The organism is Flavobacterium notoginsengisoli (assembly GCF_014207905.1).
Classification (GTDB): domain Bacteria; phylum Bacteroidota; class Bacteroidia; order Flavobacteriales; family Flavobacteriaceae; genus Flavobacterium; species Flavobacterium notoginsengisoli_A.
This window is the reverse complement of the sequence record NZ_JACHLB010000005.1, coordinates 217,545-240,809: the sequence shown is the minus strand read 5'-3', so window position 1 is coordinate 240,809 and position 23,265 is coordinate 217,545. Positions and strand designations below refer to the sequence as shown.

Annotated in this window: 21 protein-coding genes and 2 pseudogenes; 16 read left to right on the top strand and 7 right to left on the bottom strand. The window is 32.8% G+C overall.

The window, feature by feature from the left end:
• Positions 1 to 46 precede the first annotated feature (46 nt).
• The 6 genes from serC (at position 47) to HNP35_RS16140 (ending at position 6,953) form a co-directional block, all read left to right on the top strand.
• The gene (gene serC, locus HNP35_RS16165; protein WP_184164362.1) at positions 47 to 1,117 is read left to right on the top strand and encodes a 3-phosphoserine/phosphohydroxythreonine transaminase; all 1,071 of its coding nucleotides are present in this window, start codon (positions 47 to 49) and stop codon (positions 1,115 to 1,117) included.
• Between the two features lie 103 nt (positions 1,118 to 1,220).
• Positions 1,221 to 2,171, top strand: a complete 951-nt coding sequence (locus tag HNP35_RS16160; RefSeq protein WP_184164359.1) for a D-2-hydroxyacid dehydrogenase — start codon at positions 1,221 to 1,223, stop codon at positions 2,169 to 2,171.
• Between the two features lie 102 nt (positions 2,172 to 2,273).
• Positions 2,274 to 2,837, top strand: a complete 564-nt coding sequence (locus tag HNP35_RS16155; RefSeq protein WP_184164356.1) for a DUF937 domain-containing protein — start codon at positions 2,274 to 2,276, stop codon at positions 2,835 to 2,837.
• Positions 2,838 to 3,009: 172 nt separating this feature from the next.
• Positions 3,010 to 3,444, top strand: a complete 435-nt coding sequence (locus HNP35_RS16150; RefSeq protein ID WP_184164354.1) for a DUF6146 family protein — start codon at positions 3,010 to 3,012, stop codon at positions 3,442 to 3,444.
• A 33-nt stretch (positions 3,445 to 3,477) separates the two neighbouring features.
• Positions 3,478 to 3,783 (top strand): DUF6787 family protein, encoded by a 306-nt coding sequence (locus HNP35_RS16145; RefSeq protein ID WP_184164351.1) that lies wholly within the window; start codon positions 3,478 to 3,480, stop codon positions 3,781 to 3,783.
• 389 nt (positions 3,784 to 4,172) lie between these two features.
• Positions 4,173 to 6,953, top strand: coding sequence for a T9SS type A sorting domain-containing protein (locus HNP35_RS16140; protein ID WP_246453556.1), 2,781 nt, complete (start codon positions 4,173 to 4,175; stop codon positions 6,951 to 6,953).
• A 38-nt stretch (positions 6,954 to 6,991) separates the two neighbouring features.
• Here the strand turns inward: HNP35_RS16140 and HNP35_RS16135 are convergent, their stop codons facing one another.
• On the bottom strand, positions 6,992 to 7,276 hold the full coding sequence (locus tag HNP35_RS16135; protein WP_184164348.1) for a hypothetical protein: 285 nt from the start codon (positions 7,274 to 7,276) through the stop codon (positions 6,992 to 6,994).
• A 322-nt stretch (positions 7,277 to 7,598) separates the two neighbouring features.
• On the opposite strand from HNP35_RS16135, the pseudogene HNP35_RS23930 reads away from it, so the two are divergent.
• From HNP35_RS23930 to HNP35_RS16120, 4 genes and pseudogenes are all read left to right on the top strand, one after another.
• Positions 7,599 to 7,814: pseudogene (locus HNP35_RS23930) on the top strand (ATP-binding cassette domain-containing protein); the annotation flags it as partial.
• Between the two features lie 213 nt (positions 7,815 to 8,027).
• Positions 8,028 to 8,477, top strand: a pseudogene (locus tag HNP35_RS23925) (ABC transporter ATP-binding protein); the annotation flags it as partial.
• Positions 8,478 to 8,513: 36 nt separating this feature from the next.
• On the top strand, positions 8,514 to 9,278 hold the full coding sequence (locus HNP35_RS16125) for a TIGR02757 family protein (protein ID WP_184164342.1): 765 nt from the start codon (positions 8,514 to 8,516) through the stop codon (positions 9,276 to 9,278).
• A 169-nt stretch (positions 9,279 to 9,447) separates the two neighbouring features.
• On the top strand, positions 9,448 to 10,794 hold the full coding sequence (locus HNP35_RS16120; RefSeq protein WP_184164339.1) for a DEAD/DEAH box helicase: 1,347 nt from the start codon (positions 9,448 to 9,450) through the stop codon (positions 10,792 to 10,794).
• Between the two features lie 156 nt (positions 10,795 to 10,950).
• On the opposite strand, the gene HNP35_RS16115 is transcribed toward HNP35_RS16120, so the two are convergent.
• Positions 10,951 to 12,063 (bottom strand): lactonase family protein, encoded by a 1,113-nt coding sequence (locus tag HNP35_RS16115; RefSeq protein WP_184164336.1) that lies wholly within the window; start codon positions 12,061 to 12,063, stop codon positions 10,951 to 10,953.
• A 292-nt stretch (positions 12,064 to 12,355) separates the two neighbouring features.
• On the opposite strand from HNP35_RS16115, the gene HNP35_RS16110 reads away from it, so the two are divergent.
• The 4 genes from HNP35_RS16110 (at position 12,356) to HNP35_RS16095 (ending at position 16,619) form a co-directional block, all read left to right on the top strand.
• Positions 12,356 to 14,284, top strand: a complete 1,929-nt coding sequence (locus tag HNP35_RS16110; RefSeq protein ID WP_184164333.1) for a vWA domain-containing protein — start codon at positions 12,356 to 12,358, stop codon at positions 14,282 to 14,284.
• 69 nt (positions 14,285 to 14,353) lie between these two features.
• A complete protein-coding gene (locus tag HNP35_RS16105; protein ID WP_184164330.1) occupies positions 14,354 to 15,604 on the top strand; it encodes a dihydroorotase in 1,251 nt (416 codons plus the stop codon).
• Positions 15,605 to 15,608: 4 nt separating this feature from the next.
• Positions 15,609 to 15,935, top strand: a complete 327-nt coding sequence (locus HNP35_RS16100) for a hypothetical protein (protein WP_184164327.1) — start codon at positions 15,609 to 15,611, stop codon at positions 15,933 to 15,935.
• A gap of 39 nt (positions 15,936 to 15,974) precedes the next feature.
• Positions 15,975 to 16,619 (top strand): alpha/beta hydrolase, encoded by a 645-nt coding sequence (locus HNP35_RS16095; RefSeq protein ID WP_184164324.1) that lies wholly within the window; start codon positions 15,975 to 15,977, stop codon positions 16,617 to 16,619.
• A 111-nt stretch (positions 16,620 to 16,730) separates the two neighbouring features.
• On the opposite strand, the gene HNP35_RS16090 is transcribed toward HNP35_RS16095, so the two are convergent.
• The 3 genes from HNP35_RS16090 to HNP35_RS16080 are packed head-to-tail and all read right to left on the bottom strand — an operon-like array spanning position 16,731 to position 18,484.
• Positions 16,731 to 17,156 (bottom strand): hypothetical protein, encoded by a 426-nt coding sequence (locus tag HNP35_RS16090; RefSeq protein WP_246453554.1) that lies wholly within the window; start codon positions 17,154 to 17,156, stop codon positions 16,731 to 16,733.
• A 47-nt stretch (positions 17,157 to 17,203) separates the two neighbouring features.
• Entirely contained in the window at positions 17,204 to 17,707 is a 504-nt protein-coding gene (locus HNP35_RS16085) for a hypothetical protein (protein WP_184164321.1), read from the bottom strand.
• A 12-nt stretch (positions 17,708 to 17,719) separates the two neighbouring features.
• Entirely contained in the window at positions 17,720 to 18,484 is a 765-nt protein-coding gene (locus tag HNP35_RS16080; protein WP_184164318.1) for an MBL fold metallo-hydrolase, read from the bottom strand.
• Between the two features lie 89 nt (positions 18,485 to 18,573).
• Between HNP35_RS16080 and HNP35_RS16075 the strand changes: the two genes are divergently transcribed.
• On the top strand, positions 18,574 to 20,034 hold the full coding sequence (locus tag HNP35_RS16075) for a TonB-dependent receptor (RefSeq protein WP_184164315.1): 1,461 nt from the start codon (positions 18,574 to 18,576) through the stop codon (positions 20,032 to 20,034).
• Between the two features lie 316 nt (positions 20,035 to 20,350).
• On the opposite strand, the gene bcp is transcribed toward HNP35_RS16075, so the two are convergent.
• A complete protein-coding gene (gene bcp, locus HNP35_RS16070) occupies positions 20,351 to 20,803 on the bottom strand; it encodes a thioredoxin-dependent thiol peroxidase (RefSeq protein ID WP_184164312.1) in 453 nt (150 codons plus the stop codon).
• Between the two features lie 278 nt (positions 20,804 to 21,081).
• On the opposite strand from bcp, the gene HNP35_RS16065 reads away from it, so the two are divergent.
• Positions 21,082 to 21,762: an endonuclease III domain-containing protein gene (locus tag HNP35_RS16065; RefSeq protein ID WP_184164309.1), complete on the top strand. Its 681-nt coding sequence runs from the start codon at positions 21,082 to 21,084 to the stop codon at positions 21,760 to 21,762.
• Between the two features lie 41 nt (positions 21,763 to 21,803).
• Here HNP35_RS16065 and HNP35_RS16060 read toward each other — a convergent pair whose 3' ends face one another.
• The gene (locus tag HNP35_RS16060) at positions 21,804 to 22,868 is read right to left on the bottom strand and encodes a tetratricopeptide repeat protein (protein ID WP_184164306.1); all 1,065 of its coding nucleotides are present in this window, start codon (positions 22,866 to 22,868) and stop codon (positions 21,804 to 21,806) included.
• Positions 22,869 to 23,265 lie beyond the last annotated feature (397 nt).

Here is a 23,265-nt window from a genome sequence, read left to right as displayed (position 1 = left end):
TTGCCGAAATTTGCGTCTTTAAAATTTTCGACTATTAACAACAACCATGAAAAAACACAACTACAGCGCAGGACCAAGTATTTTACCTCAGGAAGTTTTTGAGAAGGCATCAAAAGCAGTTTTAAATTTTAATGATTCAGGATTATCTATTCTTGAAATCTCGCACAGAAGTAAAGATTTTGTTGCGGTAATGGAAGAAGCTCGCTCCCTTGCTTTAGAATTATTAGGACTTCAAGGAAAAGGTTATCAGGCTTTATTTTTACAAGGTGGTGCAAGTACAGCATTTTTAATGGCACCATACAATTTATTAAAAGAAAACGGAAAAGCAGCTTATTTAGATTCAGGAACGTGGGCAACCGCAGCGATCAAAGAAGCTAAACTTTTCGGAGAAACTATCGTTGTAGCTTCTTCAAAAGAAGACAATTATACTCATATTCCAAAAGGTTACGAAATTCCAGCTGATGCTGATTATTTTCACTGTACAAGTAACAATACCATTTTTGGAACTCAAATGAAAGAATTCCCAGCAACTAACATTCCAGTTGTTTGCGATATGAGTTCTGATATTTTTTCACGCGAATTAGATTTCTCTAAATTCGACTTAATCTATGCAGGTGCTCAAAAAAATATGGGACCAGCAGGAACAACTTTAGTTGTAGTTAAAGAAGAAATCTTAGGCAAAAACGGAAGAACTATTCCTAGCATGTTAGATTACGCTAAACATATCAAAGCAGAAAGTATGTACAATACTCCATCTGTATTTGCTGTTTACGTTTCTCTTTTAACTTTACAATGGATTAAAGAGAAAGGTGGAATCGCTGCTGTTGAAAAATTAAACAACGCTAAAGCAGAATTGTTATACGCTGAAATCGACAGAAATCCATTATTTAAAGGTGCTGCAAACGTAGAAGATCGCTCTAACATGAACGTAACTTTCTTGTTGACAAACCCTGATCATACAGCAACATTTGACGCTTTATGGAAAGAAGCTGGAATTTCAGGATTACCTGGACACCGTTCTGTTGGTGGTTACAGAGCTTCTATCTACAACGCTATGCCAATTGAAAGCGTTCAGGTTTTAGTTGATGTAATGAAAGCACTTGAAACTAAAGTTTAGTTTTCAGTCGCAGTAACAGTTTTCAGTACAAAAAAAGAAAAAATTAAAATTGGTGTATCGATTAAACAATTAAACGATTAACCAAATAAACAAAATAAATACAATGAAAGTATTAGCAAATGACGGAATTTCTAAAAGTGGAATTCTAGCCTTAGAAAAAGGCGGATTTGAAGTTATCACTACAAAAGTAGCTCAAGAACAAGTAGCTAACTATATAAACGAAAACAACATTGACGTAATTTTAGTTCGTAGCGCAACTAAAGTGCGTAAAGACATTATCGATGCTTGTCCTGGAATCAAAATCATCGGACGTGGTGGTGTTGGTATGGATAATATCGATGTTGATTACGCAAAAAGCAAAGGAATTCATGTAATCAACACTCCTGCTTCATCTTCAGAATCTGTTGCTGAATTAGTTTTCGGACACTTATTTTCTGGTGTTCGTTTTTTACATGATTCTAACAGAAACATGCCTCTTGAAGGAGATTCAAACTTCGACGGTTTGAAAAAAGCATACGCTAACGGAACTGAATTAAGAGGAAAAACTTTAGGTATTGTTGGTATTGGTCGTATCGGACAAGCTACTGCAAAAATGGCTCTTGGTTTAGGAATGAAAGTTATCGCTGCTGATAGTTTTATTCCAGAAGTTGATGTAAAAGTTGAATTTTTCGACGGACAATCAATCACAACTAAAATCGTTTCTCAATCTTTAGAATCTTTATTCAAAGAAGCTGATTTCATTACATTACACGTTCCTGCACAAGATGGTTATATCATTGGAGAAAAAGAACTTGAAATCATGAAAAATGGTGTAGGAATCGTAAACTGTGCTCGTGGTGGCGTTATTGATGAAGTGGCGCTAGTAAAAGCTTTAGATTCAGGAAAAGTTGCTTTTGCAGGTTTAGACGTTTTCGAAAGCGAACCAAAACCAGAAATGGCAATCTTAATGCATTCTAAAATTTCATTGACTCCACACATCGGAGCTGCAACTGGAGAAGCACAAGATAGAATTGGTACTGAATTAGCATCACAAATCATTACTTTGTTAAGCTAATTAACTATAATTAAATTACTTGCAAGGGATTTATTAACATTGTTTAATAAATCCCTTTCTTTTTTTGTTTAAATTTGAGTTCTAATCTAAATCCTTAATATCATGTTTGAACAATTAACCCAATTAGTACAACAATACGGAGGAGATGCTGTTGTAAACAATAGTGCAGTCCCAAACGAACATAATGAAGCTGTAATTGGCGAAACCAGCAATTCTATTTTTGAAGGATTAAAAAAAATCGTCTCTGAAGGCGGTACGGATCAAATTGCAGGATTATTTAATGGAAGCTCTGCAATTGATAGTTCAAATCCAGTAGTACAGCAAATTCAACAGCAATTAAGCGGTAATCTTGGACAAAAATTTGGTTTAAGCAGTGCCGATTCTAACGGAGTGGCATCTAATTTAATTCCACAAATTTTAGGTTCTTTAGTTAATAAAGCCAAAGATCCTAATGATAGTAGTTTTCAAATTTCAGACATCATAAATTCAATTTCCGGAAATAGCGGACAAGCTTCTGGAATAATGGATACTATTTCTAAATATGGAATGCAATTCGGACTAGACCAAAACAACGACGGAAAAGTCGACGTTGCAGATGTTTTAGTCGTAACAAAAAGTAAAGGCGGAATTGCAGGATTTATTGGAAAATTGTTTGGAAGCAAATAAAAAGACTCTAAGATTCTAAGGTTCTGAGGAACTAAGATTTAAAAACATAATATTTTTTTTGAAATACAAAAAGCTGTTTATTTATATAAACGGCTTTTTTTGTAAAAAAAACTCAGAACCTTAGATACTTAGAACCTTAGCCCCTTTAAAAAAAATTTCGTAAATTTAAGTCATGAAAAAAATCGTTTCCATATTAATTATATTATTAACAATAATTGCATGCTCTACTGCTTCGCAAAATATTGCTGGCAATGACAATGTTTCAAATAAAAAAGCAAATGACACGGTTAGAATTGCGAATGACTCATTAGAATATGAAGTTATCATTATTGACAATGGGTTTAATTACTGGCTAAACGCTATGGCTCTTCCGAGAAATTATCACACATTGGCTTTCCTCGAAAATAAAAACTATCAATATGTGACAGAATGGAATAATAGGGTTTTACAGCCAAATCGATACAGTCCGAATTTATACGAAATGAGGATTGATTATCAACCCCAAATCCATTACGGTTACGAAGTGAATTACTTAATTTACAATTATATGATTTATTTTCAAAATACTTACAAACAAAAGCTCGCTGGCTATGTGCCATTACGATAATGTTAGTATATTTGTAATGGTTATAAATAAATAATGGACAAATTAAAAAAACGTTGGGGAATTACTTCCAACCTACAAGCCATAATCATACTAATTGTTTTTGCCATCACCGGATCGGCATCTGCATGGATTTCTAGACCTTTCTGTGACTGGGTTGGAATTCACAAAGAAGATTTAGGCGCTGTTTGGTTTACCCTTATTCGTTTATTGATTATCCTTCCTGTTTATCAAGTTTTATTAGTCGCTATCGGAACTCTTTTTGGACAATTCCGTTTCTTTTGGAATTTCGAAAAGAAAATGCTAAAAAGAATGGGACTTGGCTTCTTATTTAAAGACTAATTTCATTTACATTTTTTTACACCACTATTCTTAAAATCCGTTCTGGTCAGAATCCTTTCTTGATCATGATTTTTCTATTATTTTTAAATTAATTCAATTTCAAAAATAGTTATTCTACAAAACTATCTTTTAGGTTCAATATTCATTCCATCCTAATATTAATAAGATATAAACATCATAAAAAATTTAGATTAAAAAAATACAATACGTTTTTTTATTCTAAAATTTATAATAAATCAACAACCAGAACAGGATGGTGCAGGATAGTTTTATTTTAAGTAATTCCAAACTTTACAATAGTTAGAAATGAATTTTCTATTGAAAATCAAGCTATTGAAGATTTTTTATTTTCTAACTAAAATTACTTACTAACCAAACCACAATTTGAAATGCTGAAAAACTACTTAAAACTCTCCGTAATGGCGACTTTAATCTGTCTCATTGCACCGAAAACAAAGATTTTTGCCCAAAATCCGATTGTAAAAATTGACTTTGACCAGTCAGGAAGACCTAAAACAGAAGTTAACGATCCCGATTACAGCACTTGGGTAGTAGCTTCAGGAAACACAAGTACTTATACAGAAAATGGTGTAACGTTTACCGTAACGCGAGTTGGAAATAATGGAGATGCCTTAGGAACAAATTGGTACAAAGCCGGAATACAAGCTCCATATTACGCAAGATTAGTAAGTGACGGACTTACCGTAAAAGGGACTACAGCCAATTTAGGAGCTCAAATTGAACTTAAAATAAGCGGATTAACAACTGGCGAACATACATTTTTAGGCTTCTTCAATGCTGTAGACAGTCCATCAGGAAATAATTTTAGTCCAATAGATATTTCTATAAATGGAAATTTGGTTGTCGATAATTTGATTCCAACAGTGAGAGCTTTAAAAACTGCTGATGCAAAATCTGTTTATTTAAAATTTCAAGCCACGACAGGAACCGATGTTGTGATATTAATGGCTGCAGAAACTTCAGGTACAGAAAATATTAAAAACATTATGTTCAATGGATTTGAATTGAATACACCAAACATTTTTTATCAAGCGACAAATCCAAATCCAAAACAAAATGACGAACATGTGGAGTTAACTTCTGGAGGCAAATTATTGCAATGGACAGCCGCTGCCAATGCTGTTTCGCATAATATTTATTTTGGAACTGACCAAGCAGCAGTAAACGCCGCTACAACATCTTCTCCAGAATACAAAGGAAACCAAGCTCTAGCAAGCAATACTTATCAAATAAACGGATTATACACAGGAGAAACTTATTTCTGGCGCATCGATGAAGTTTTAGCAAATGGAGTTGAAAAAGGAAATGTATGGCGTTTTCGCCCTGCACAACTTGCTTTTCCTGACGCTGAGGGTTACGGACGTTTCGCAAGAGGCGGACGCGGCGGGAAAGTCGTAGTAGTAACTAATTTAGATGACAGTGGTCCAGGAAGTTTCCGCGAAGCTGTTACAAATGATATCGGACCAAGAACTATTGTATTTAATACTTCTGGAATTATCCAATTACAATCACGTCTAGTTTTAAGCCAACCTTACGTAACAGTTGCGGGACAAACTGCTCCTGGAAAAGGAATCTGCATACGTTCTGCTCCTTTCGGCGTTACTGGAAACGATGCCGTGGTACAAAATCTGAGAGTGAGAATTGGTGCTGGACCTACTTATGACGGAATGGGATTAACTGGTGCAGACAATAGTATTATTGATCATTGTTCTATCAGCTGGACAATTGATGAATCTTTTAGCTCAAGATCTGGAAAAAACATCACATTGCAAAGAACACTTATTTCTGAAGCGTTAAACGCAGCAAATCACCAAAATTATCCTGCTGGAACAGAACACGGTTATGCAGCAACAATTGGCGGTGATATTGGAAGTTTTCACCACAATTTACTTGCACATTGTTATGGTAGAAACTGGAGTCTTGGAGGAGGTTTAGATGGAAGCGGTGCTTATGCAGGAAGAATGGATATTACTAATAATGTCGTTTACAACTGGGGCGGAAGAACTACAGACGGAGGAACTAAAGAAGTAAACTTTGTAAACAATTACTATAAACCAGGTGCAGGTTCTAAAATATTTACGGCATTCAACCAACAAAATGAAGGAGCTGGAACTGGAACACAGCAATGTTATTTTAGCGGAAACGTAATGCCTGGATATTTTGACGAAAGCAATCAAACTGCTGGAAGAAAAGCTTCTGGAGTTGCCATAACATTTGAAAACTTTGTAAACACACCCTTTTTCCCTTCTTACGTAACAACACAATCTGCCAAAAATGCCTACAAAATTGTTCTTTCAGATGTTGGATGTACCCAGCCAATATTTGATGATCATGACCAAAGAATTATTAATGAAACTTTAAACGGAACTTATTCTGCTGTTGGAAGCGTAACAGGCAAACCAGGATTTCCAGACAAAGAATCTGATGTAGGCGGTTTTGAAATATATCCGATAGTGAATAGAGATGCAAATTGGGATACAGATCTAGATGGACTTCCAAATTGGTGGGAAACTCTAATCGGTACAAATTTAAATTCTGGCGCTGGTGATTTTTCAGATGCAAATGCTGATACAGATCAAGATGGCTACACAAACTTAGATAAATATTTACAATGGATGTCTTTGCCACATTATGAATCTCCTGACGGAAAAAAAATAGATATTAACATCCAAAAATTATCGCAAGGATTTACTAGCGGAGTTTCTTATTCTATTTCAAATGTTGTAAACGGAGGCGCTGTGTTAAACACAAATACCGTAGCTTTTACTCCAGCATCAAATGGTTTATGTTCTTTTGAATTTACAGTAACCGATTCTGAAGGCGGTACAATGAAAAGAAAAGTAAATATAATAAGCGGACAGAGCATTAACTTAGCAACAGCAGAAATTAACAAAGAAATAAAAAATAATTCTTTTAATGTGTGGCCAGTTCCGAGCAATGGCGCATTCTCGGTATTTATTGATAATGAAGAATCAGAAGTTTCGGATCTTAAAATATATGATATTTCTGGAAAAGAATTATTAAGACAAAAAATTAGAGGAAATACCGCAGAAACAATTCAATTGCATTCTAAAGGAGTTTTTCTAATTAAAGTCACTGATCCACAAACTAAAAAAACGCAGTATACTAAAAAAATTATTGTACAGTAAAACAAATCAAAAAGGACGGTTTAAAACCGTCCTTTTTTTTATTTTCTCTGAAAGAAATAGGTATAAATCCATGTCAAGGTAAATGACGGAATTAAATCTGTAAAAGGCAGTATCTCTTCAATAAAAGTTAAAGCACTAGCCACCTTTCCTACTCTTCCCTTATACATTCTTGTCATTAAAAAAGCTGCAATTGGCGCCCAGATTACATCTGAAAATTCACCAAGAAGCGGAATAGAAAAAGAAATCATTCCAATTCCATCCAAAACCAATCCGATAATTAGTTTTGACAGCTTATCATCTTCTACAACATTCAAATCCTGCATCTTACATTTGTTTTTAGTTTATCGAAATTAAAAAGAATCTGCCAAATTCTATTATTTCATTTTCTAATTTAATTTCTAAATTCCCATACCAATAAATATGCCGATTAATGATTTTAGATTTTAGATTTTAGATTTTAGATTTTAGATTTTAGATTTTAGATTTTAGATTTTAGATTTTAGATTTTAGATTTTAGATTTTAGATTTTCTACAACTTTGTCAAAGTTTAAAACTTTGACAAAGTTCGCTTGGAATTTGGAATTTAATTATTGTAATTTGATATTGACTATAATCTTCGTTTCTTTGTAAAAACAGTTTCACCAAATGATACACGCAAAAAACATACATAAATTTTACGACAAACTAGAAGTTTTAAAGGGAGTTGATTTACATATTAAAAAAGGCGAAATTGTTTCTATTGTTGGTGCTTCAGGTGCTGGAAAAACAACTTTATTGCAAATTTTAGGAACTTTAGACAAACCAGACCATAATGCAGATTCTTCTTTAACCATTAACGGAAGAGACATTCTTGAATTGCAAAATGTTCAGAACAAGAGTTCAAAACAAGAAAGGAATTTTAAAATTATTACTTGGACGGGTTCTATTTATATCATACTTCTAGCAGTTTATTTATTGTTTTTTAGAACAAAAATCTTCGATGACACACTTCGATTAGTTGCAAGTATATCGCTTTTTTTACCTATAATTTCAATGCTTTTTTATTACAATCGTTATTTTAAAAAGAAAAGCAAACAAGACAAAGTACTATCTGATTTTAGAAATTTAAATTTGGGATTCATTTTTCAGTTTCATCAACTTTTACCAGAATTTACAGCGCTAGAAAATGTTTGTATTCCAGCTCATATTGCAGGTAAAAAACCATCAGAAACAGAAAAAGAAGCCGTAAAGTTGCTTACCTATCTTGGACTTTCTCATAGAATAAATCATAAACCAAGTGAACTTTCTGGAGGAGAACAGCAGCGTGTGGCTGTTGCAAGAGCTTTAATCAATAAACCAGATGTTATTTTTGCTGATGAACCTTCTGGAAATTTAGATACACATTCTGCAGAAAATCTGCATCAATTATTTTTTCAGCTTCGCGACGAATTCGGACAGACATTTGTTATTGTAACACATAACGAAGAATTAGCGAATATGGCAGATAGAAAATTGGTTATGGTCGATGGGCAAATTAGTAATTAAAATCTCTGCCTGTAAATAAGAATATTTCATTTTTATATGAATCAAAAAGAACTTAAAGATTTTCTAGATGAGAAAGTCATTCAATATAATAATCAGGATTTTATAGAAAGTGATCCTGTTCAGATTCCGCATCTTTTTACTCAAAAAGAAGATATTGAGATTGCTGGTTTTCTGAGCGCATCTATCGCTTGGGGAAATCGTAAAATGATTATCAAGAATTCACACAGAATGATGGAATTAATGGGTAATACGCCATACGATTTCGTTATGTCACATTCTGATGAAGATTTGGCTAGGCTGGAAACTTTTGTTCACAGAACTTTCAATGGACACGATTTCGCTGGTTTTATAAAAGGTCTAAAAAACATTTATGTAAACCACAACGGATTAGAAAATGTCTTCGCTAAAAATCAAGAAAAAGATAGTTTACAAAAAAGCATTAGCGAATTCAAAAAAATATTCTTTGAAACCGATCATTTAGCAAGAACTCAAAAACACATTTCCGATCCTTTAAATAATTCTGCCGCGAAGAGAATTAACATGTATCTAAGATGGATGGTTCGTCAAGATGCAAAAGGAGTAGATTTAGGAATTTGGAAAAGCATTTCTCCTGCTGTTCTTTCTTGTCCGCTCGATGTTCATTCTGGAAATGTAGCTCGAAAACTCGAAATTCTTTCGCGAAAGCAAAATGATGCAAAAGCATTATTAGAATTAGATACAAAATTAAGAGAAATGGATCCGAATGACCCTGTAAAATATGATTTTGCTTTGTTTGGATTAGGGGTTTTCGAAGGTTTTTAAAACTTAGAAATTCACATAAAACTCACATTGTCAGGCTGAGCGAAGTCGAAGCTTACGTTTTATTTGAAATACTCTCAGACTTCGCTCAGAGTGACAAAAAGACATCAAAAATTACAAATTCAACAAAAAACCATGAATTTAACGTACATTTGCACAAAATTTAAAGCAAATGAGCACTTTCGAAAAATTCAATCTTCCAAAATCATTACAAAAAGCAGTTGACGAATTAGGATTTGTTACGCCTACTCCTATTCAGGAAAAATCTTTTTCTGTAATCATGTCTGGACGCGATATGATGGGAATTGCACAAACCGGAACTGGTAAAACATTTGCTTATTTACTGCCTCTTTTAAAACTTTACAAGTTTACTCATACCAATACTCCTAAAATTGTGATTCTGGTTCCAACCCGTGAATTAGTGGTTCAGGTGGTTGAAGAAGTAGAAAAACTAACTAAATACATGTCGGTTAAAACTTTAGGTATTTATGGAGGCGTAAACATCAATACACAAAAAAAAGCGGTTTACGAAGGTGTAGACATTTTAGTTGGAACACCTGGACGTACAATGGATTTAGCGCTTGACGCAGTTGTTCGTTTTGATGAAACTCAAAAACTGGTTATTGACGAATTTGACGAAATGCTGAATTTAGGTTTCAGACCACAGCTAACTTCACTTTTTGCAATGATGAAAACCAAACGCCAAAACATTTTATTCTCGGCAACAATGACAGATGAAGTTGATGATCTTTTAAATGATTATTTTGAATTTCCTGAAGAAGTAACGTTAGCTCCATCAGGAACTCCATTAGAAAAAATTACTCAGCTTACTTATAATGTTCCGAATTTCAATACCAAAGTAAATCTTTTAAAACATTTACTAGAAAATGACGAAAGCATGAGTCGTATTTTGGTTTTCGTAAACAATAAAAAGATTTCAGATATGCTTTTCAATCGTATTGATGAGCTTTTTGAAGGACAATTTGGTGTAATTCACTCCAACAAATCTCAAAATTATCGTTTGAGCACAATGGCTGAATTTCAGGAAGGAAATCTTCGCGGTTTAATTACAACAGACGTTATGGCAAGAGGTTTGGATATTTCCAATATTACCCACGTAATTAACTTTGAGCTTCCAGAAGAACCAGAATTGTACATGCACAGAATTGGTCGTACTGGTCGTGCAGATGCAACAGGAACTGCAATTAGTTTTGTTACTCCAAGAGAAGAAGAATATAAAATTGAAACAGAACTTTTAATGGATCAGGAACTTGAAATTGCTGATTTCCCAGAAGAAGTTGAAATTTCAGAAAAATTAATCGAACCTGAAAAAGACAGACTTCCAAGAAAGTTTTTAATGAAAAAACCTAAACTGGAAGGTGAAGGTGCTTTTCACGAAAAATCAAAAAAGAATCAGAAAGTTAATCTTGGAGGACCATCTAAAACCAAAAAGAAAACGCATGGCTCTGTTAACAGAAATATGCTGAAAACTCGAAATGAGAAGAAGAAAAAAAAATAATATTTTTTTAGATGCTAAGATTCTAAGGGACTAAGGTTCTAAGTTTCTTTTCAGCAAATAAAAAAGGGTAAAGATTCAATATGAATCTTTACCCTTTTTACTTTTTTATACTCAATTTCTCAGAATCTTAGTATCTCAGAACCTTAGTACCTTTTCCTAAATTTTCGTAAACACAAGCCCAACTGGCGAACATAATTCAATTCTTTTTCCGGTATCTTCGATTTTACCTGTTGTTTTATTTCTTTTAAAAATAACTATATCATTAGTATATTGATGTCCAACCAAAAGATAATTTCCTGTTGGATCAATAGCAAAATCTCTTGGGCCTTTTCCTAATGTACTTTGCTGTTCTACCAATTCGATTTTTCCATCTTTAAGAATTTTGTAAACTGAAATTGCATTTGCGTCTACACGGTCAGAAACATATAAAAAGTTTCCGTCTGGCGAAATTTTAATTGCTGCAGCTCCTGTTCCACCTGTAAAACCTTTTGGCAAAATGCTAGTTTCTGCAATTACTTTTAAATTTCCAGTTTTGTCGTAGCTAAAAGTCGTCAAAGTTCCATCTAGTTCCTGAACTAAATAAACAAATTTACCGTCTTTGCTAAAAGTCAAATGCCTAGGTCCGCTTGCTGGTTTTACATCTACAGAACCTTTCAATGTCAACATTTCATTTTTAGAATCTGGATTATATTTATAAATAAACACTTTATCTAAACCTAAATCATTAGATAAAACGAATTTTTTATCTGGAGAAAACATCACCATATGAACGTGTGCTTTTTCCTGACGCGCTGCGTTTGGCCCTTTTCCTTCGTGCTGAATTAATTGCTGTACTTCTGTAATGCTTCCATCTGCCTTTTTCTTAAAAACAACGATATTTCCACCTGAATAATTAGCAACAATTACATTTTTATCATCATTAATCAAATGACAAGGATCTGCTCCTAAAGCGTCATTACTATTTAAAAACTTCAGTTTTCCTGAAGCCGAATCGTATCCAAAAGCACTCACAGCACTTTGATTTCCGTTTTCATTTACTGCATATACAAATTTATTGTCCGCAGAAACCGATAAATAACTCGGACTAATTACATTTTCAGAAGAATTTTTCAATTTAAAACTGCCATTGGTAGAATCAAATTCATAAACATAAATTCCGTTGCTTTGGCAAGTGTTAGTGTACGTTCCAACTAATAAATTGAATTTATTTTGAGCTTTTACCGCGGTCAATGATAAAGCTGAAAATAAGACTAGATATATTTTTTTCATAGTTTGTTTTTTTGAATCAGCTAAAATAAGGAATAATATCGTTTTGAAACAGCATCTTTGTTACAAAAGAAATTACAAAAGTTACATTTTTTTTACTAACCATATAAGTTATATAAGTCCATTTTAGCTTTTATAATGCTAATATAAGCTCATTACTTTACTTTTAAATTCATTCACATAATACTTATAATCTCTTATATGAACTTATATGGTTTCAATTATATTTTTAATTCGTATTTTTGACGAGCATCTTCGCGAAAAACAAAACGTAGTGAAGTAAATCGAAGCCAGAATGCATTTTAAACATCCCGAAATTCTATACTTTCTGTTTTTATTGATCGTTCCAATTTTGGTTCACTTATTTCAATTAAGACGTTTTAAAACTTCCTATTTTACCAACGTTAGATTCTTAAAAGAACTTGCTATTCAGACTCGTAAAAGTTCTAAAATCAAAAAAAGACTTTTATTAGCCACTCGTTTATTATTATTAACCTGCATTATTTTAGCTTTTGCACAACCCTTTTTTGAAGCTGTTGACAGCAAAAACGCTTCAAACGAAATGTACATTGTTTTGGATAATTCCTTCAGCATGCAGGCAAAAGGCAAAAAAGGAGAATTATTAAAAAGAGCCGTTCAGGAATTATTGGAAAACACTCCAGAAAACACTCCATTTTCACTTTTAACCAACACCGAAAATTTCTGGAATACCGATATTAAATCTTCTAAAAGCGCTTTACAAAATTTAAAATACAGCGCTTCTCCATTTGATCTTTCTGCTATTACGGCTAAAATCAAAGCGCATAAATCGGCGCACAAAAAAGATATTGTCATTATTACTGATGCGGTTGGTCTGAAGGAAAAAGATATTAAAAACATCGACTTTGAAGAAAAACCATATTTTATAATTCCTGAAGCTGAACAAAAAAACAACGTTTCTATTGACAGCGTTTACATCAATCAGACTTTGGAAAACTTCTATGAAATCGGTATCAACTTATCAGCTTACGGTGAAGATTTCAAACCAGTTTCAACAGCCTTATACAATCAAAACAAACTGATTGCCAAAACTATTGTCAATTTTGATACGAAGAAAAAGAAAATCAATTTCACGATTCCGAAAGAAGCTTTTCACGGATATGTAGCTATTGAAGACAATGGTTTGACTTATGATAATAAATTGTTTTTCAGCATTTCTAAAAGCAAAAAAACAAATGTAATCAGCATTGGAGAACCTGAAAAAAGCAATTTCTTATCGAGAATTTATACTCCTACTGAATTCAGCTATCATAATTACCCTCTAAATTCTCTGGATTACAATAGTTTAGAAAAACAGAATACGATTATTTTAAATGAATTAACTGAAATTCCGCAAGCCCTACAGACTACTTTAAAAGCTTTTGTTTCTAAGGGAGGAAATCTGGTTGTAATTCCTAATGAAAAAAGTTCTATTTCGAATTTGAATGCTTTACTAAGTAATTTTGGGAAAGTTCAATTCGGAAATTTAGAAAGTAACAGCAAATTAATCACTAAAATTAACTTCGATCATCCTTTGTTTTCGGGAGTTTTTGAGAATAAAATTTCGAATTTTCAATACCCTAAAGTAAACAGTTCATTTGCTGTTTCAAGCTCTTATCCAGCTGTTCTTTCGTTTGAAGATCAGACTCCTTTTGTAACTGCTGTTCAAAATCAGGTTTCTGGAATAACAATTTTTACAGCACCAATAAATAGTGGAAATTCTAATTTTCAGCAATCTCCTTTAATTGTTCCGTTATTTTATAAAATAGCTCAGAACAATCAAAAAACTGGAGTAAATGCTTTAACAATTGGAAACAATCAGCCTTATTTTGTGGATGTTTTACTAACGAAAGATGCAATTTTGGAAGTAAAAGGAAATGAAGATTCTTTTATTCCGGTTCAGCAGATTTTAAACAATAAAGTAAAACTCACTTTTAACGATTTCCCTGAAACGGCTGGCAACTACGGAATTTTCGATAAAAAAGAATGGGTCGAAAACATAAGTTTTAATTACAACAGAACCGAAAGCGATTTGAGCCAAGTAAATACAAATGTAGTTTCAGATTTCAAAACCGCCGATACCATATCCACCATTTTTAATACCCTACAAACTGAGCGAACTGACAGCCAAATTTGGAAATGGTTTGTTATCTTTGCACTGTTATTTTTAGCATTAGAAATGGCAATAATAAAATTTGTGAAATAGAATTTGCGTTTGACTTAAAAGCATTTTACTTTTTACAAAAATCATTTTACGACAAAAAAATATCTACATATGAAAATAATCATCAAAAGCGCCAAAATTATCGACTCTAAAAGTCCGTTTCACAATCAGACCGTTGATCTTTTAATTGCAGATGGTTTAATAGAAAAAATAGGAATTTCTCTTCCAAACGACGATGCAGAAGTTGTTCGATTTGATAACCTTCATGTTTCTCAAGGCTGGTTTGATAGCAGTGTTTCTCTTGGAGAGCCAGGTTACGAAGACAGAGAAACCATTGCAAACGGATTAAATGTGGCTGCAAAAAGCGGTTTTACTGCAATTGGCTTACAACCTAACTCTTTACCAATTATAGATAATCAATCTCAAGTAAGTTTTGTAAAAAGCAAAGCAAATGGTTTTGCAACAGAAATTTTCCCAATTGGAGCTTTAACTAAAGCGAGTGAAGGAAAAGATATGGCAGAACTTTACGATATGAAAAATGCCGGAGCAATTGCTTTTGGAGATTATAACAAAAGTATTGATAACGCTAATATCCTGAAAATCGCTCTACAATACGTTCAAGATTTTGACGGTTTGGTAATCGCATATTCACAAGATCCGAATATCAAAGGAAATGGTGTGGCAAACGAAGGAATTGTTTCTACAAGATTAGGATTAAAAGGAATTCCAAATCTTGCAGAAGAGCTTCAAATCTCAAGAAACTTATTTTTATTGGAATATACAGGCGGTAAACTTCATATTCCGACTATTTCTACAGCAAAATCGGTTGAATTGATTAGAGAAGCTAAAGCTAAAGGTTTGAATGTAACTTGTAGCGCTTCTGTTCATCATTTAGCTTTAACAGATGAAAAACTGGACGGATTTGACACTCGTTTTAAAGTAACACCACCGTTACGCACAGAAGTTGACAGACAAGCTCTTCTAAACGGAGTTGCCGACGGAACAATTGACACAATTACTTCAGATCACAATCCGATTGATATTGAATTCAAAAAAATGGAATTTGATACAGCCAAAAACGGAACTATCGGATTAGAAAGTGCTTTTGGAGCTTTATTGACCGTTTTACCAGTTGAAACTATTGTTGCAAAATTAACTTCAGCAAGAAAAATTTTTGGATTAGAAAGCAATACAATTCAAGAAGGTGCAAAAGCTAATCTGACACTTTTTACTCCAGAACATCATTCAACTTTTACTAAAGAAAATATTCTTTCAAAATCTAAAAATTCAGCTTTCTTAGGAACTGAATTAAAGGGTTCTGTTTACGGAATATATAATCAAAATCAACTTGTTACAAAATAATATAATGAAGAATTCAGTCGAAGAAGGAAAACCTATCGCAATTACCAGTTACATTCTAATAGTTGGTGTTTTAATCGCGATGAGTATGAATTCTGAAAATAAAAATAGTTTTGCTTCTTTTCACATTCGTCAGGCAGCAGGTTTATCTGTTACTTTTATTTCTCTAGCTTTAATTATTAGCCCTTTTGATAGTTTTTACATCACATTTCCAATGTGGATTTTCATGTCTGTTTTATGGACTTATGGAATTTTCAGCGCTATACAAGGCCAAACAAGACCAATGCCATTAGTTGGAAATCTATATCAAAAACTATTAAAAAGTATCGGATAGTAAAAATTCACAATTCAACACTTACAATTCACAATTAAAATGAATCTATCATTAGAATATAAAATAAGAGAACCAAAAGTAATTTTAGACAAGAATCCGCTTTTATTGTTGTTACACGGATACGGAAGTAATGAAGCCGATTTATTCTCTTTTGCTTCTGAGCTTCCAGATAATTATTATATCATCTCAGCAAGAGCACCTTACGATTTGCAATACGGAGCTTATGCTTGGTATGCAATCAACTTTGATGCAGATCAGAATAAATTTTCAGATAATGAACAAGCAAAAACTTCAAGAGATTTAATTGCAAAGTTTATTGATGAATTAGTAGCAAATTATCCAATTGATGCTAATAATGTAACTTTAATCGGATTCAGCCAAGGATCAATTTTAAGTTATGCAACAGCACTTTCTTATCCAGAAAAAATTCAGCGAGTTGTAGCAATGAGCGGTTATTTTAATGAAGAAATCATCAAAGAAGGCTTTAAAAATAACGACTTTAAAAACTTAAAATTTTTCGCTTCTCATGGAACTGTAGATCAAGTTATTCCAATTGAATGGGCGAGAAAAACTCCTGACATTTTAGAAAAACTAAATATTCCGATTACTTATAAAGAATATCCTGTTGGACATGGTGTTGCTCCGCAAAATTTCTTTGATTTTAAAAACTGGCTGGCTTTGTAGTTTTCAGTCTCAGTCACAGTTTACAATTTAGAACTTTGTCAAAGTTTAAAACTTTGACAAAGTTTTTTTTCGTTCTAGACTGAAAACTGTGACTGAGACTAAAAACTAAAACTATTCTCCTGTATAAATTATCTTCCCACCTTTCTTCAAAACATAACCTTTCCAAGGAATTAATTCCAAATCGTCTTTTTTCCAGGAATCACCTTCAGATTTTCTTTCTAAAATAATTGATTCTTTTTGAGTATCTAAGAAAAGTTCCGCTTTATCTCCGTCAAAAATAACGTAAGAAACTGTAGAATACGTTTTACCATCTTCAGCATGATTTAATCTGGTGCTATTTTCAAAAACTCTTATACACTCCTTTTTAAGTATCGACCAAGTATATCCTGCAGAAGCTTTACAACCGTGAGAATCAGAATCTCCTCCTACTACAACTTTTTCTTTTTGTGGTTCTTTTGTAACGACTTTTTCCTGAGAAACTTTCTTAGCGCAAGAAAATATACTTGCAATAATCAAAAACAAAAACATCTTTTTCATAATCCTAATTTATTTAAAGGTCAAAAAAAAATAGGATTTAAAAAATCCTATTTTTGATATAACCAAGTTTGATTTACTTCAAAGGTAATATTATCATCGTTATCAACAAAGTATTTTAACAAGACTTCTCCCCATAATTCACCATTGCTATAATCTGCAATAATCCATCTGTGGTTTAAAATTTTTACTTTATTTATAACGAATTTTGTTGGCCCAATTTGATCCTGACCTGTATACGGATTCCCTTTTGGATCTGAATTAAAATCTAATAACTTTTCTGTTACAACCGGAATCAGTTTTTCGTATAAAATTACTTTTCCTCCAGATGCACTGTTGTCAAAATAGTTTTGCGCATTTTCATTATGTTCTAAAGAAAAATAATCTGCTTCTGCTAATTGCGTTTTTACTAGATTAATGCTGTCTCTAAGCTTCTTAGTAGTTTTATCGTATCTATTTTGTGCAAATTTCACCTCTCCGCTGTAAAATGCGTAAGTAAAAACATTCATTAAAATTGCTAAAATAAAAAGATAAAGCATTAAGGATTTTTTCATTGTGTGGTATAATTAAATGGTAATTTCTAAATTATCGTAAGCCAGAAAAACATTTTCTGGAAGTTGTTTTTGCACTTCTTCATGAAAACCTAAAACGTGGCTAATATGAGTTAAATAAGCCTTTTCTGGCTTGACCAGATTTATAAAATCAAGTGCTTCTTGAAGGTTAAAATGAGTATCGTGAGGTTCTACACGTAAAGCATTTACAACCAAAACTTTTAGACCTTTGAGTTTTTCGGTTTCAACTTTGTCTATTGTTTTTACATCCGTTAAATACGCAAAATCATCTATTCTATAACCAAAAACCTGTAATTCGCCATGCATTACATTTATTGGAATAGCAGTTTTATCTCCAACAGGAAAAGAAACATTGTTTTCAACTTCGATTGTTTTTACGCTTGGTGCACCAGGATATTTATTTACAGTTTCAAAAACATAATCGAAACGACGTCTTAGATTATCCAAAACTCGTTTATGTCCGTAAATCGGAATTTCACCTTGTCTAAAATTAAAAGGGCGAATATCGTCTAATCCTGCTGTATGATCTGCGTGTTCATGAGTAAATAGAATTGCATCTAATTTTCTGCATCCGCATGAAAGCATTTGCTGTCTAAAATCAGGGCCACAATCGATTACAAATGAATGCTCATCCCATGTAATCCAGATGGATACACGAAGCCTTTTGTCCTTAGCATCAGTGCTTTTACAAACTGGATGATCGATTCCGATAATCGGAATGCCTTGAGAAGTACCTGTACCTAAAAAATAAACCTTCAATTGAACTTAATTTTTTTACAAAAATAGATTATTTCTCTTTCATTAGACTGCTAATTTACTAACTTTGTAACAAATCTATTTAAAACAAAATGGGTACAGAAATAAAACTCAAGGGTGACAAGGTCATCGAACAGATTCCTTCTATAAAAGACAAAGCGTTACGCATTAATTTAAACGAAAATATTTACGGAACATTTGCTGAAATTGGTGCTGGACAAGAGACTGTTAGACACTTTTTCAGATCCGGAGGTTCGTCGGGAACTATCGCAAAAGCAATGTCTGCCTACGATAAAGATTTTAGTGACGCCGTTTACGGAGCTGAAAACGACGGAAGATATGTTACCGAAGAGCGTTTAAAAAAAATGCTTACCCATGAAGGCCAAATTATTGAAGAACGTTTGAGCCGCGAAAAACACCCTACAAAACTTTTCTTCAGTTATGCCAATACGGTAGCTACAATAGATTTCGCAAAACAATTTAAAGGTCACGGCTGGGTTGGAATTCGATACCAAATTGAACCAGACGAAGCTTATAACGAAATTATTCTTCACATTCGTTTTAAAGAAACCGACGCAAGATTACAACAAGAAACACTGGGAATTTTAGGTGTAAACTTAATTTACGGTGCTTTTTACAAATACAACGATCCAAAACGATTACTTCGTTATTTATACGATCACTTAGACAAAGATCAATTAGAGATCGACACTATTAACTTTTCTGGTCCTCGTTTTGCTGATGTAGACAATCGTTTGATGAGTTTGCAATTGGTTAAAAACGGAATGACAGATGCCGTAATGTTTAATCCAGAAGGAAAAAACATTTTACCTGCGGCGATTTTATACAAAAAGAACCTTTTAGCTTTAAGAGGAAGTTTCCGTCCTGTAACAAAAGTTAATATGGACATGTATGAGAAGTCATTAGAAATGTTTCTCAAAGAAAATAAGGTTGAAAAAAACAATACACTGGTTGTTTTTGAAATTACGCTTTCAAACTTGCGTTCGGATGGTGAAATTGACGAACGTGACTTTATGGATAGAGCTGAGTTACTTTGTTCGTTAGGACAAACGGTAATGATTTCGAATTTCCAGGAATATTACAAAGTTGTCGAATACTTTGCTAATTATACTAAAGCCCGTATGGGATTGGCAATGGGTGTAAATAACCTTGTCGATATTTTTGACGAGAAATACTATCGTCATTTAAGTGGTGGAATTTTAGAAGCTTTCGGAAAATTATTCTATCGCGACATGAAAGTTTTCTTATATCCGATGTTGGATGAAAATGGTGAATTAATGAATTCAAACAACTTAAAAGTTCATCCTAGAATGAAAGAATTGTACAAGTTCTTTAAATTCAACGGAAAAGTAGTTGATATTGAAGATTATGACCCAACTATTCTTGATGTTTTCTCTAGAGAAGTCTTGAAAATGATTAATCAAGGTAAAAAAGGATGGGAATCAATGTTACCTTCTGGTATTGCAGAAATCATCAAAGAACACCACCTTTTTGGATATCACCCTCAAAAAGAATTAGAACAAAACGTATAATATAAAAAGCCTCTTCATTGAGGCTTTTTTTTGTTTCAGGTTTTCTTTGTTTCAAGTTTCAAGTTGCGCCTGTTATTTTAATGCAAAGTGCGCTAAGTTATTTTTGACAAGACAAACTTTATAAAAAACCAAAGTTCGCAAAGCTTTAAGTTGATCAAGCTTTGCGAACTTTTTTGTTTGTTTTTAATTGAATCATCATATGTCAGGCTGAGCGAAGTCGAAGCCAACACATCAATTGGAGCGCCCTTCGACTTCGCTCAGGGTGACAACATCAAACTTGAAACTTGAAACAAAGAAAACCTGAAACAAAAAACTGTTATTTCAAAATCTGCGAAGCGTGTTCTTTTGTTTTCACTTTTTCGATTACTTCTTCGATGATTCCTTTTTCATCGATTACGAAAGTTGTTCTATGAATTCCGTCGTATTCTTTTCCCATAAATTTCTTTGGTCCCCAAACTCCAAAAGCATTGATTACCGATTTATCTTCATCAGCAATTAACGGAAATGGCAATTCGTATTTTTCTTTGAATTTTACTTGCGCTTTTGCGCTATCGGCACTTACTCCAAGAAGCTCATAATTATTAGCTTGGAAACGGTGAAAATTATCTCTCAAATCACAAGCTTCGGCTGTACAACCTGGCGTACTTGCTTTTGGGTAAAAGAAAACTACTAATTTTTTTCCAGCATAATCTGCCAATTTATGTGTCTTTCCGTCTTGATCTGTTCCTGAAAAATTTGGTGCTTTATCCCCTGCTTTTAATGTTGTCATATATTTTTAATTTTAGATTTTAGATTGTGGATTTTAGATTTATTTCAAAATTATGATTTCTTCTGAACACTTTAAAACCATAAACTACTTTTTTGCCCCAGATTGAAGTGGAAACCCCGGAATTTTGTTTGCTTGCATTTTTTGCAATAAAAAAGCGACCAACGGAAGCTCTTTTTATTGCTTAAAAATGTTGCAAACAAAATGAGGAGTTGAAACGGAAAGCTGGATTAGGCACATCATTAAAATTATACTATTTTTACAGCAATAAAACTACAGAAATGAATAAAGAAGCTCGTGTACAATTTGTTATTGATACTTTAAAAGAACTTTACCCTACTATACCTGTTCCTCTTGATCACAAAGACCCTTACACACTTTTAATCGCGGTTTTGCTTTCTGCACAATGTACAGATGTGCGTGTGAACCAAATTACCCCTTTGTTGTTTGCAAAAGCAGATAATCCGTATGACATGGTAAAAATGTCTGTGGAAGAAATTAAAGAGATTATTCGTCCTTGCGGTTTGTCGCCAATGAAATCTAAAGGAATTTACGGCTTATCTGAAATTTTAATTGAAAAACATAATGGAGAAGTTCCACAGAGTTTTGAAGCATTGGAAGCTTTGCCAGCCGTTGGACATAAAACAGCGAGCGTTGTCATGTCTCAGGCTTTTGGCGTTCCTGCATTTCCTGTTGATACTCATATTCATAGGTTAATGTATCGATGGAATTTATCGAACGGAAAAAATGTAGCACAAACTGAAAAAGATGCAAAAAGATTATTCCCGAGAGATTTATGGAATGACTTACATCTTCAAATTATTTGGTACGGACGAGAATATTCTCCTGCGCGTGGCTGGAGTCTTGAAAAAGATATTATTACCAAAACAATTGGAAAAAAATCTATTATTGAGGAAATGGAAAAAGCTTCTGTAATTTCAAAAAATAAGGCACAAAAATAAATCTTTGTGCCTTTTCTTTATTCTTTTATACTTTAAGAAAACTATCTTCCAGCTTTTAAAGCATTATATTCATTTGTCATATCAAGTGATCTGTATACACCTAATAATGTTTTTGTTGCATCTTCATTTTTAGGTTCAAGAGCTAAAACTTTTTTCAGATACGGAATAGCACTTCTTGTCACATCATCTTTTTGTGCATTCAGTTTGTCGTATTTTTTCATTTCTGAAGGACTCGTTCCTAATGTCGAAATTTCATCAGCTAAATCTTTCTTTATTTGTAATTTCAAATAAGCAAGATTAATGTAAGCATCTGTATAATTTGGGTTAATTTCTAAAACAGAATTATAAGTAGCTTCTGCTTTTGGGTAATCTTTTTTCTCTAAATAGGCATATGCTAAATTGCTCACAACTTCAATTCTTTTTGAAGGAACCGTTTCTGTTCTTGGCTTTTCGTACAAACCTTGCTGAATAGCAGATTCTCTAGCTTTTGGAGAAATAAAATTATCTTCTTCTTTTGTTTTTTTATTTGTTGCAAAATACAAAACTCCTTTTCCAGAATAATTGATTTTCTTCAAAGTTTCATAATACATCACCGCCGCATTATAATCTCTCGCATTTATAGAGGAAGACGCGGCGTTGTATAAATTCAAAGTATCTTTCTTGTCAAATAAATACACTTTATAACTTTTTTCAGCGCTTTCTTTAAATCTACCAGCTTTAAAATCGGCCATGGCACCATTTACAAGACTACCTTTCATATCCTTTAAAGCCATATTTGCCTTAACAGTAGATTTATATTTCCCTGATTCGTTTTCATACAAAAAGACATCTTGATAAGCTTGCGATGCTAATGTGAAGTTATTTACAGCATCTATATCTTTTGTAGCAAGATCTTTGTAAACATTTCCTTTTAAGAAATAATAATCTGATTTATCCTCATCGGAAGCGTTAAGGATTAAGTATTCTGCTTTTTTTAAAATCGCCAAAGATTCCTGGCTTTTTCCTTTATCATACAAAGATTGTGCTTCCTTAATTTGTTCTTTTTGGGCAAAAGCACCCACACTAATCATGAACAGACATGATAGCATTCTAATGTTCTCTTTCATTTTGCGGTTAAGTTTTGGTTGATTAAATGATTTTTTATTTTATTCGAGGCATTAATTCCATCTGGTTACTGAAATTAATTAGCGCATCAATATCTTCTGGTTCAAATATTTTCTGCACAAAATCAAATAAACATCAACTTAACAAAGCAGGGTAGTTTTTCTTCATAAATGTTTTGGTTTTGGTTAAGTATTTAATTATTAATTCATTAATTTTTCTTACTCTTTGCTTTAATAAACATCAGATTAAGAAAAAATTTCATTAAAGGCTTTTTTAATGAATAAAAGATTAGTTTTTAACTAAAATAAAATTAAAAACTAAATAAACATACAAAATCGAATCTAATTATTAAATTTTAACAAAACTTAGAAAAAATAGAATAAAAAACTTATAAAAAAT

Excerpts from the sequence above, each read along its gene's own strand:
- serC (WP_184164362.1), top strand. The coding sequence starts at position 47 with ATGAAAAAACACAACTACAGCGCAGGACCAAGTATTTTACCTCAGGAA.
- HNP35_RS16160 (WP_184164359.1), top strand. The coding sequence starts at position 1,221 with ATGAAAGTATTAGCAAATGACGGAATTTCTAAAAGTGGAATTCTAGCC.
- HNP35_RS16155 (WP_184164356.1), top strand. The coding sequence starts at position 2,274 with ATGTTTGAACAATTAACCCAATTAGTACAACAATACGGAGGAGATGCT.
- HNP35_RS16150 (WP_184164354.1), top strand. The coding sequence starts at position 3,010 with ATGAAAAAAATCGTTTCCATATTAATTATATTATTAACAATAATTGCA.
- HNP35_RS16145 (WP_184164351.1), top strand. The coding sequence starts at position 3,478 with ATGGACAAATTAAAAAAACGTTGGGGAATTACTTCCAACCTACAAGCC.
- HNP35_RS16140 (WP_246453556.1), top strand. The coding sequence starts at position 4,173 with ATGCTGAAAAACTACTTAAAACTCTCCGTAATGGCGACTTTAATCTGT.
- HNP35_RS16135 (WP_184164348.1), bottom strand. The coding sequence starts at position 7,276 with ATGCAGGATTTGAATGTTGTAGAAGATGATAAGCTGTCAAAACTAATT.
- HNP35_RS16125 (WP_184164342.1), top strand. The coding sequence starts at position 8,514 with ATGAATCAAAAAGAACTTAAAGATTTTCTAGATGAGAAAGTCATTCAA.
- HNP35_RS16120 (WP_184164339.1), top strand. The coding sequence starts at position 9,448 with ATGAGCACTTTCGAAAAATTCAATCTTCCAAAATCATTACAAAAAGCA.
- HNP35_RS16115 (WP_184164336.1), bottom strand. The coding sequence starts at position 12,063 with ATGAAAAAAATATATCTAGTCTTATTTTCAGCTTTATCATTGACCGCG.
- HNP35_RS16110 (WP_184164333.1), top strand. The coding sequence starts at position 12,356 with ATGCATTTTAAACATCCCGAAATTCTATACTTTCTGTTTTTATTGATC.
- HNP35_RS16105 (WP_184164330.1), top strand. The coding sequence starts at position 14,354 with ATGAAAATAATCATCAAAAGCGCCAAAATTATCGACTCTAAAAGTCCG.
- HNP35_RS16100 (WP_184164327.1), top strand. The coding sequence starts at position 15,609 with ATGAAGAATTCAGTCGAAGAAGGAAAACCTATCGCAATTACCAGTTAC.
- HNP35_RS16095 (WP_184164324.1), top strand. The coding sequence starts at position 15,975 with ATGAATCTATCATTAGAATATAAAATAAGAGAACCAAAAGTAATTTTA.
- HNP35_RS16090 (WP_246453554.1), bottom strand. The coding sequence starts at position 17,156 with ATGAAAAAGATGTTTTTGTTTTTGATTATTGCAAGTATATTTTCTTGC.
- HNP35_RS16085 (WP_184164321.1), bottom strand. The coding sequence starts at position 17,707 with ATGAAAAAATCCTTAATGCTTTATCTTTTTATTTTAGCAATTTTAATG.
- HNP35_RS16075 (WP_184164315.1), top strand. The coding sequence starts at position 18,574 with ATGGGTACAGAAATAAAACTCAAGGGTGACAAGGTCATCGAACAGATT.
- bcp (WP_184164312.1), bottom strand. The coding sequence starts at position 20,803 with ATGACAACATTAAAAGCAGGGGATAAAGCACCAAATTTTTCAGGAACA.
- HNP35_RS16065 (WP_184164309.1), top strand. The coding sequence starts at position 21,082 with ATGAATAAAGAAGCTCGTGTACAATTTGTTATTGATACTTTAAAAGAA.
- HNP35_RS16060 (WP_184164306.1), bottom strand. The coding sequence starts at position 22,868 with ATGAAAGAGAACATTAGAATGCTATCATGTCTGTTCATGATTAGTGTG.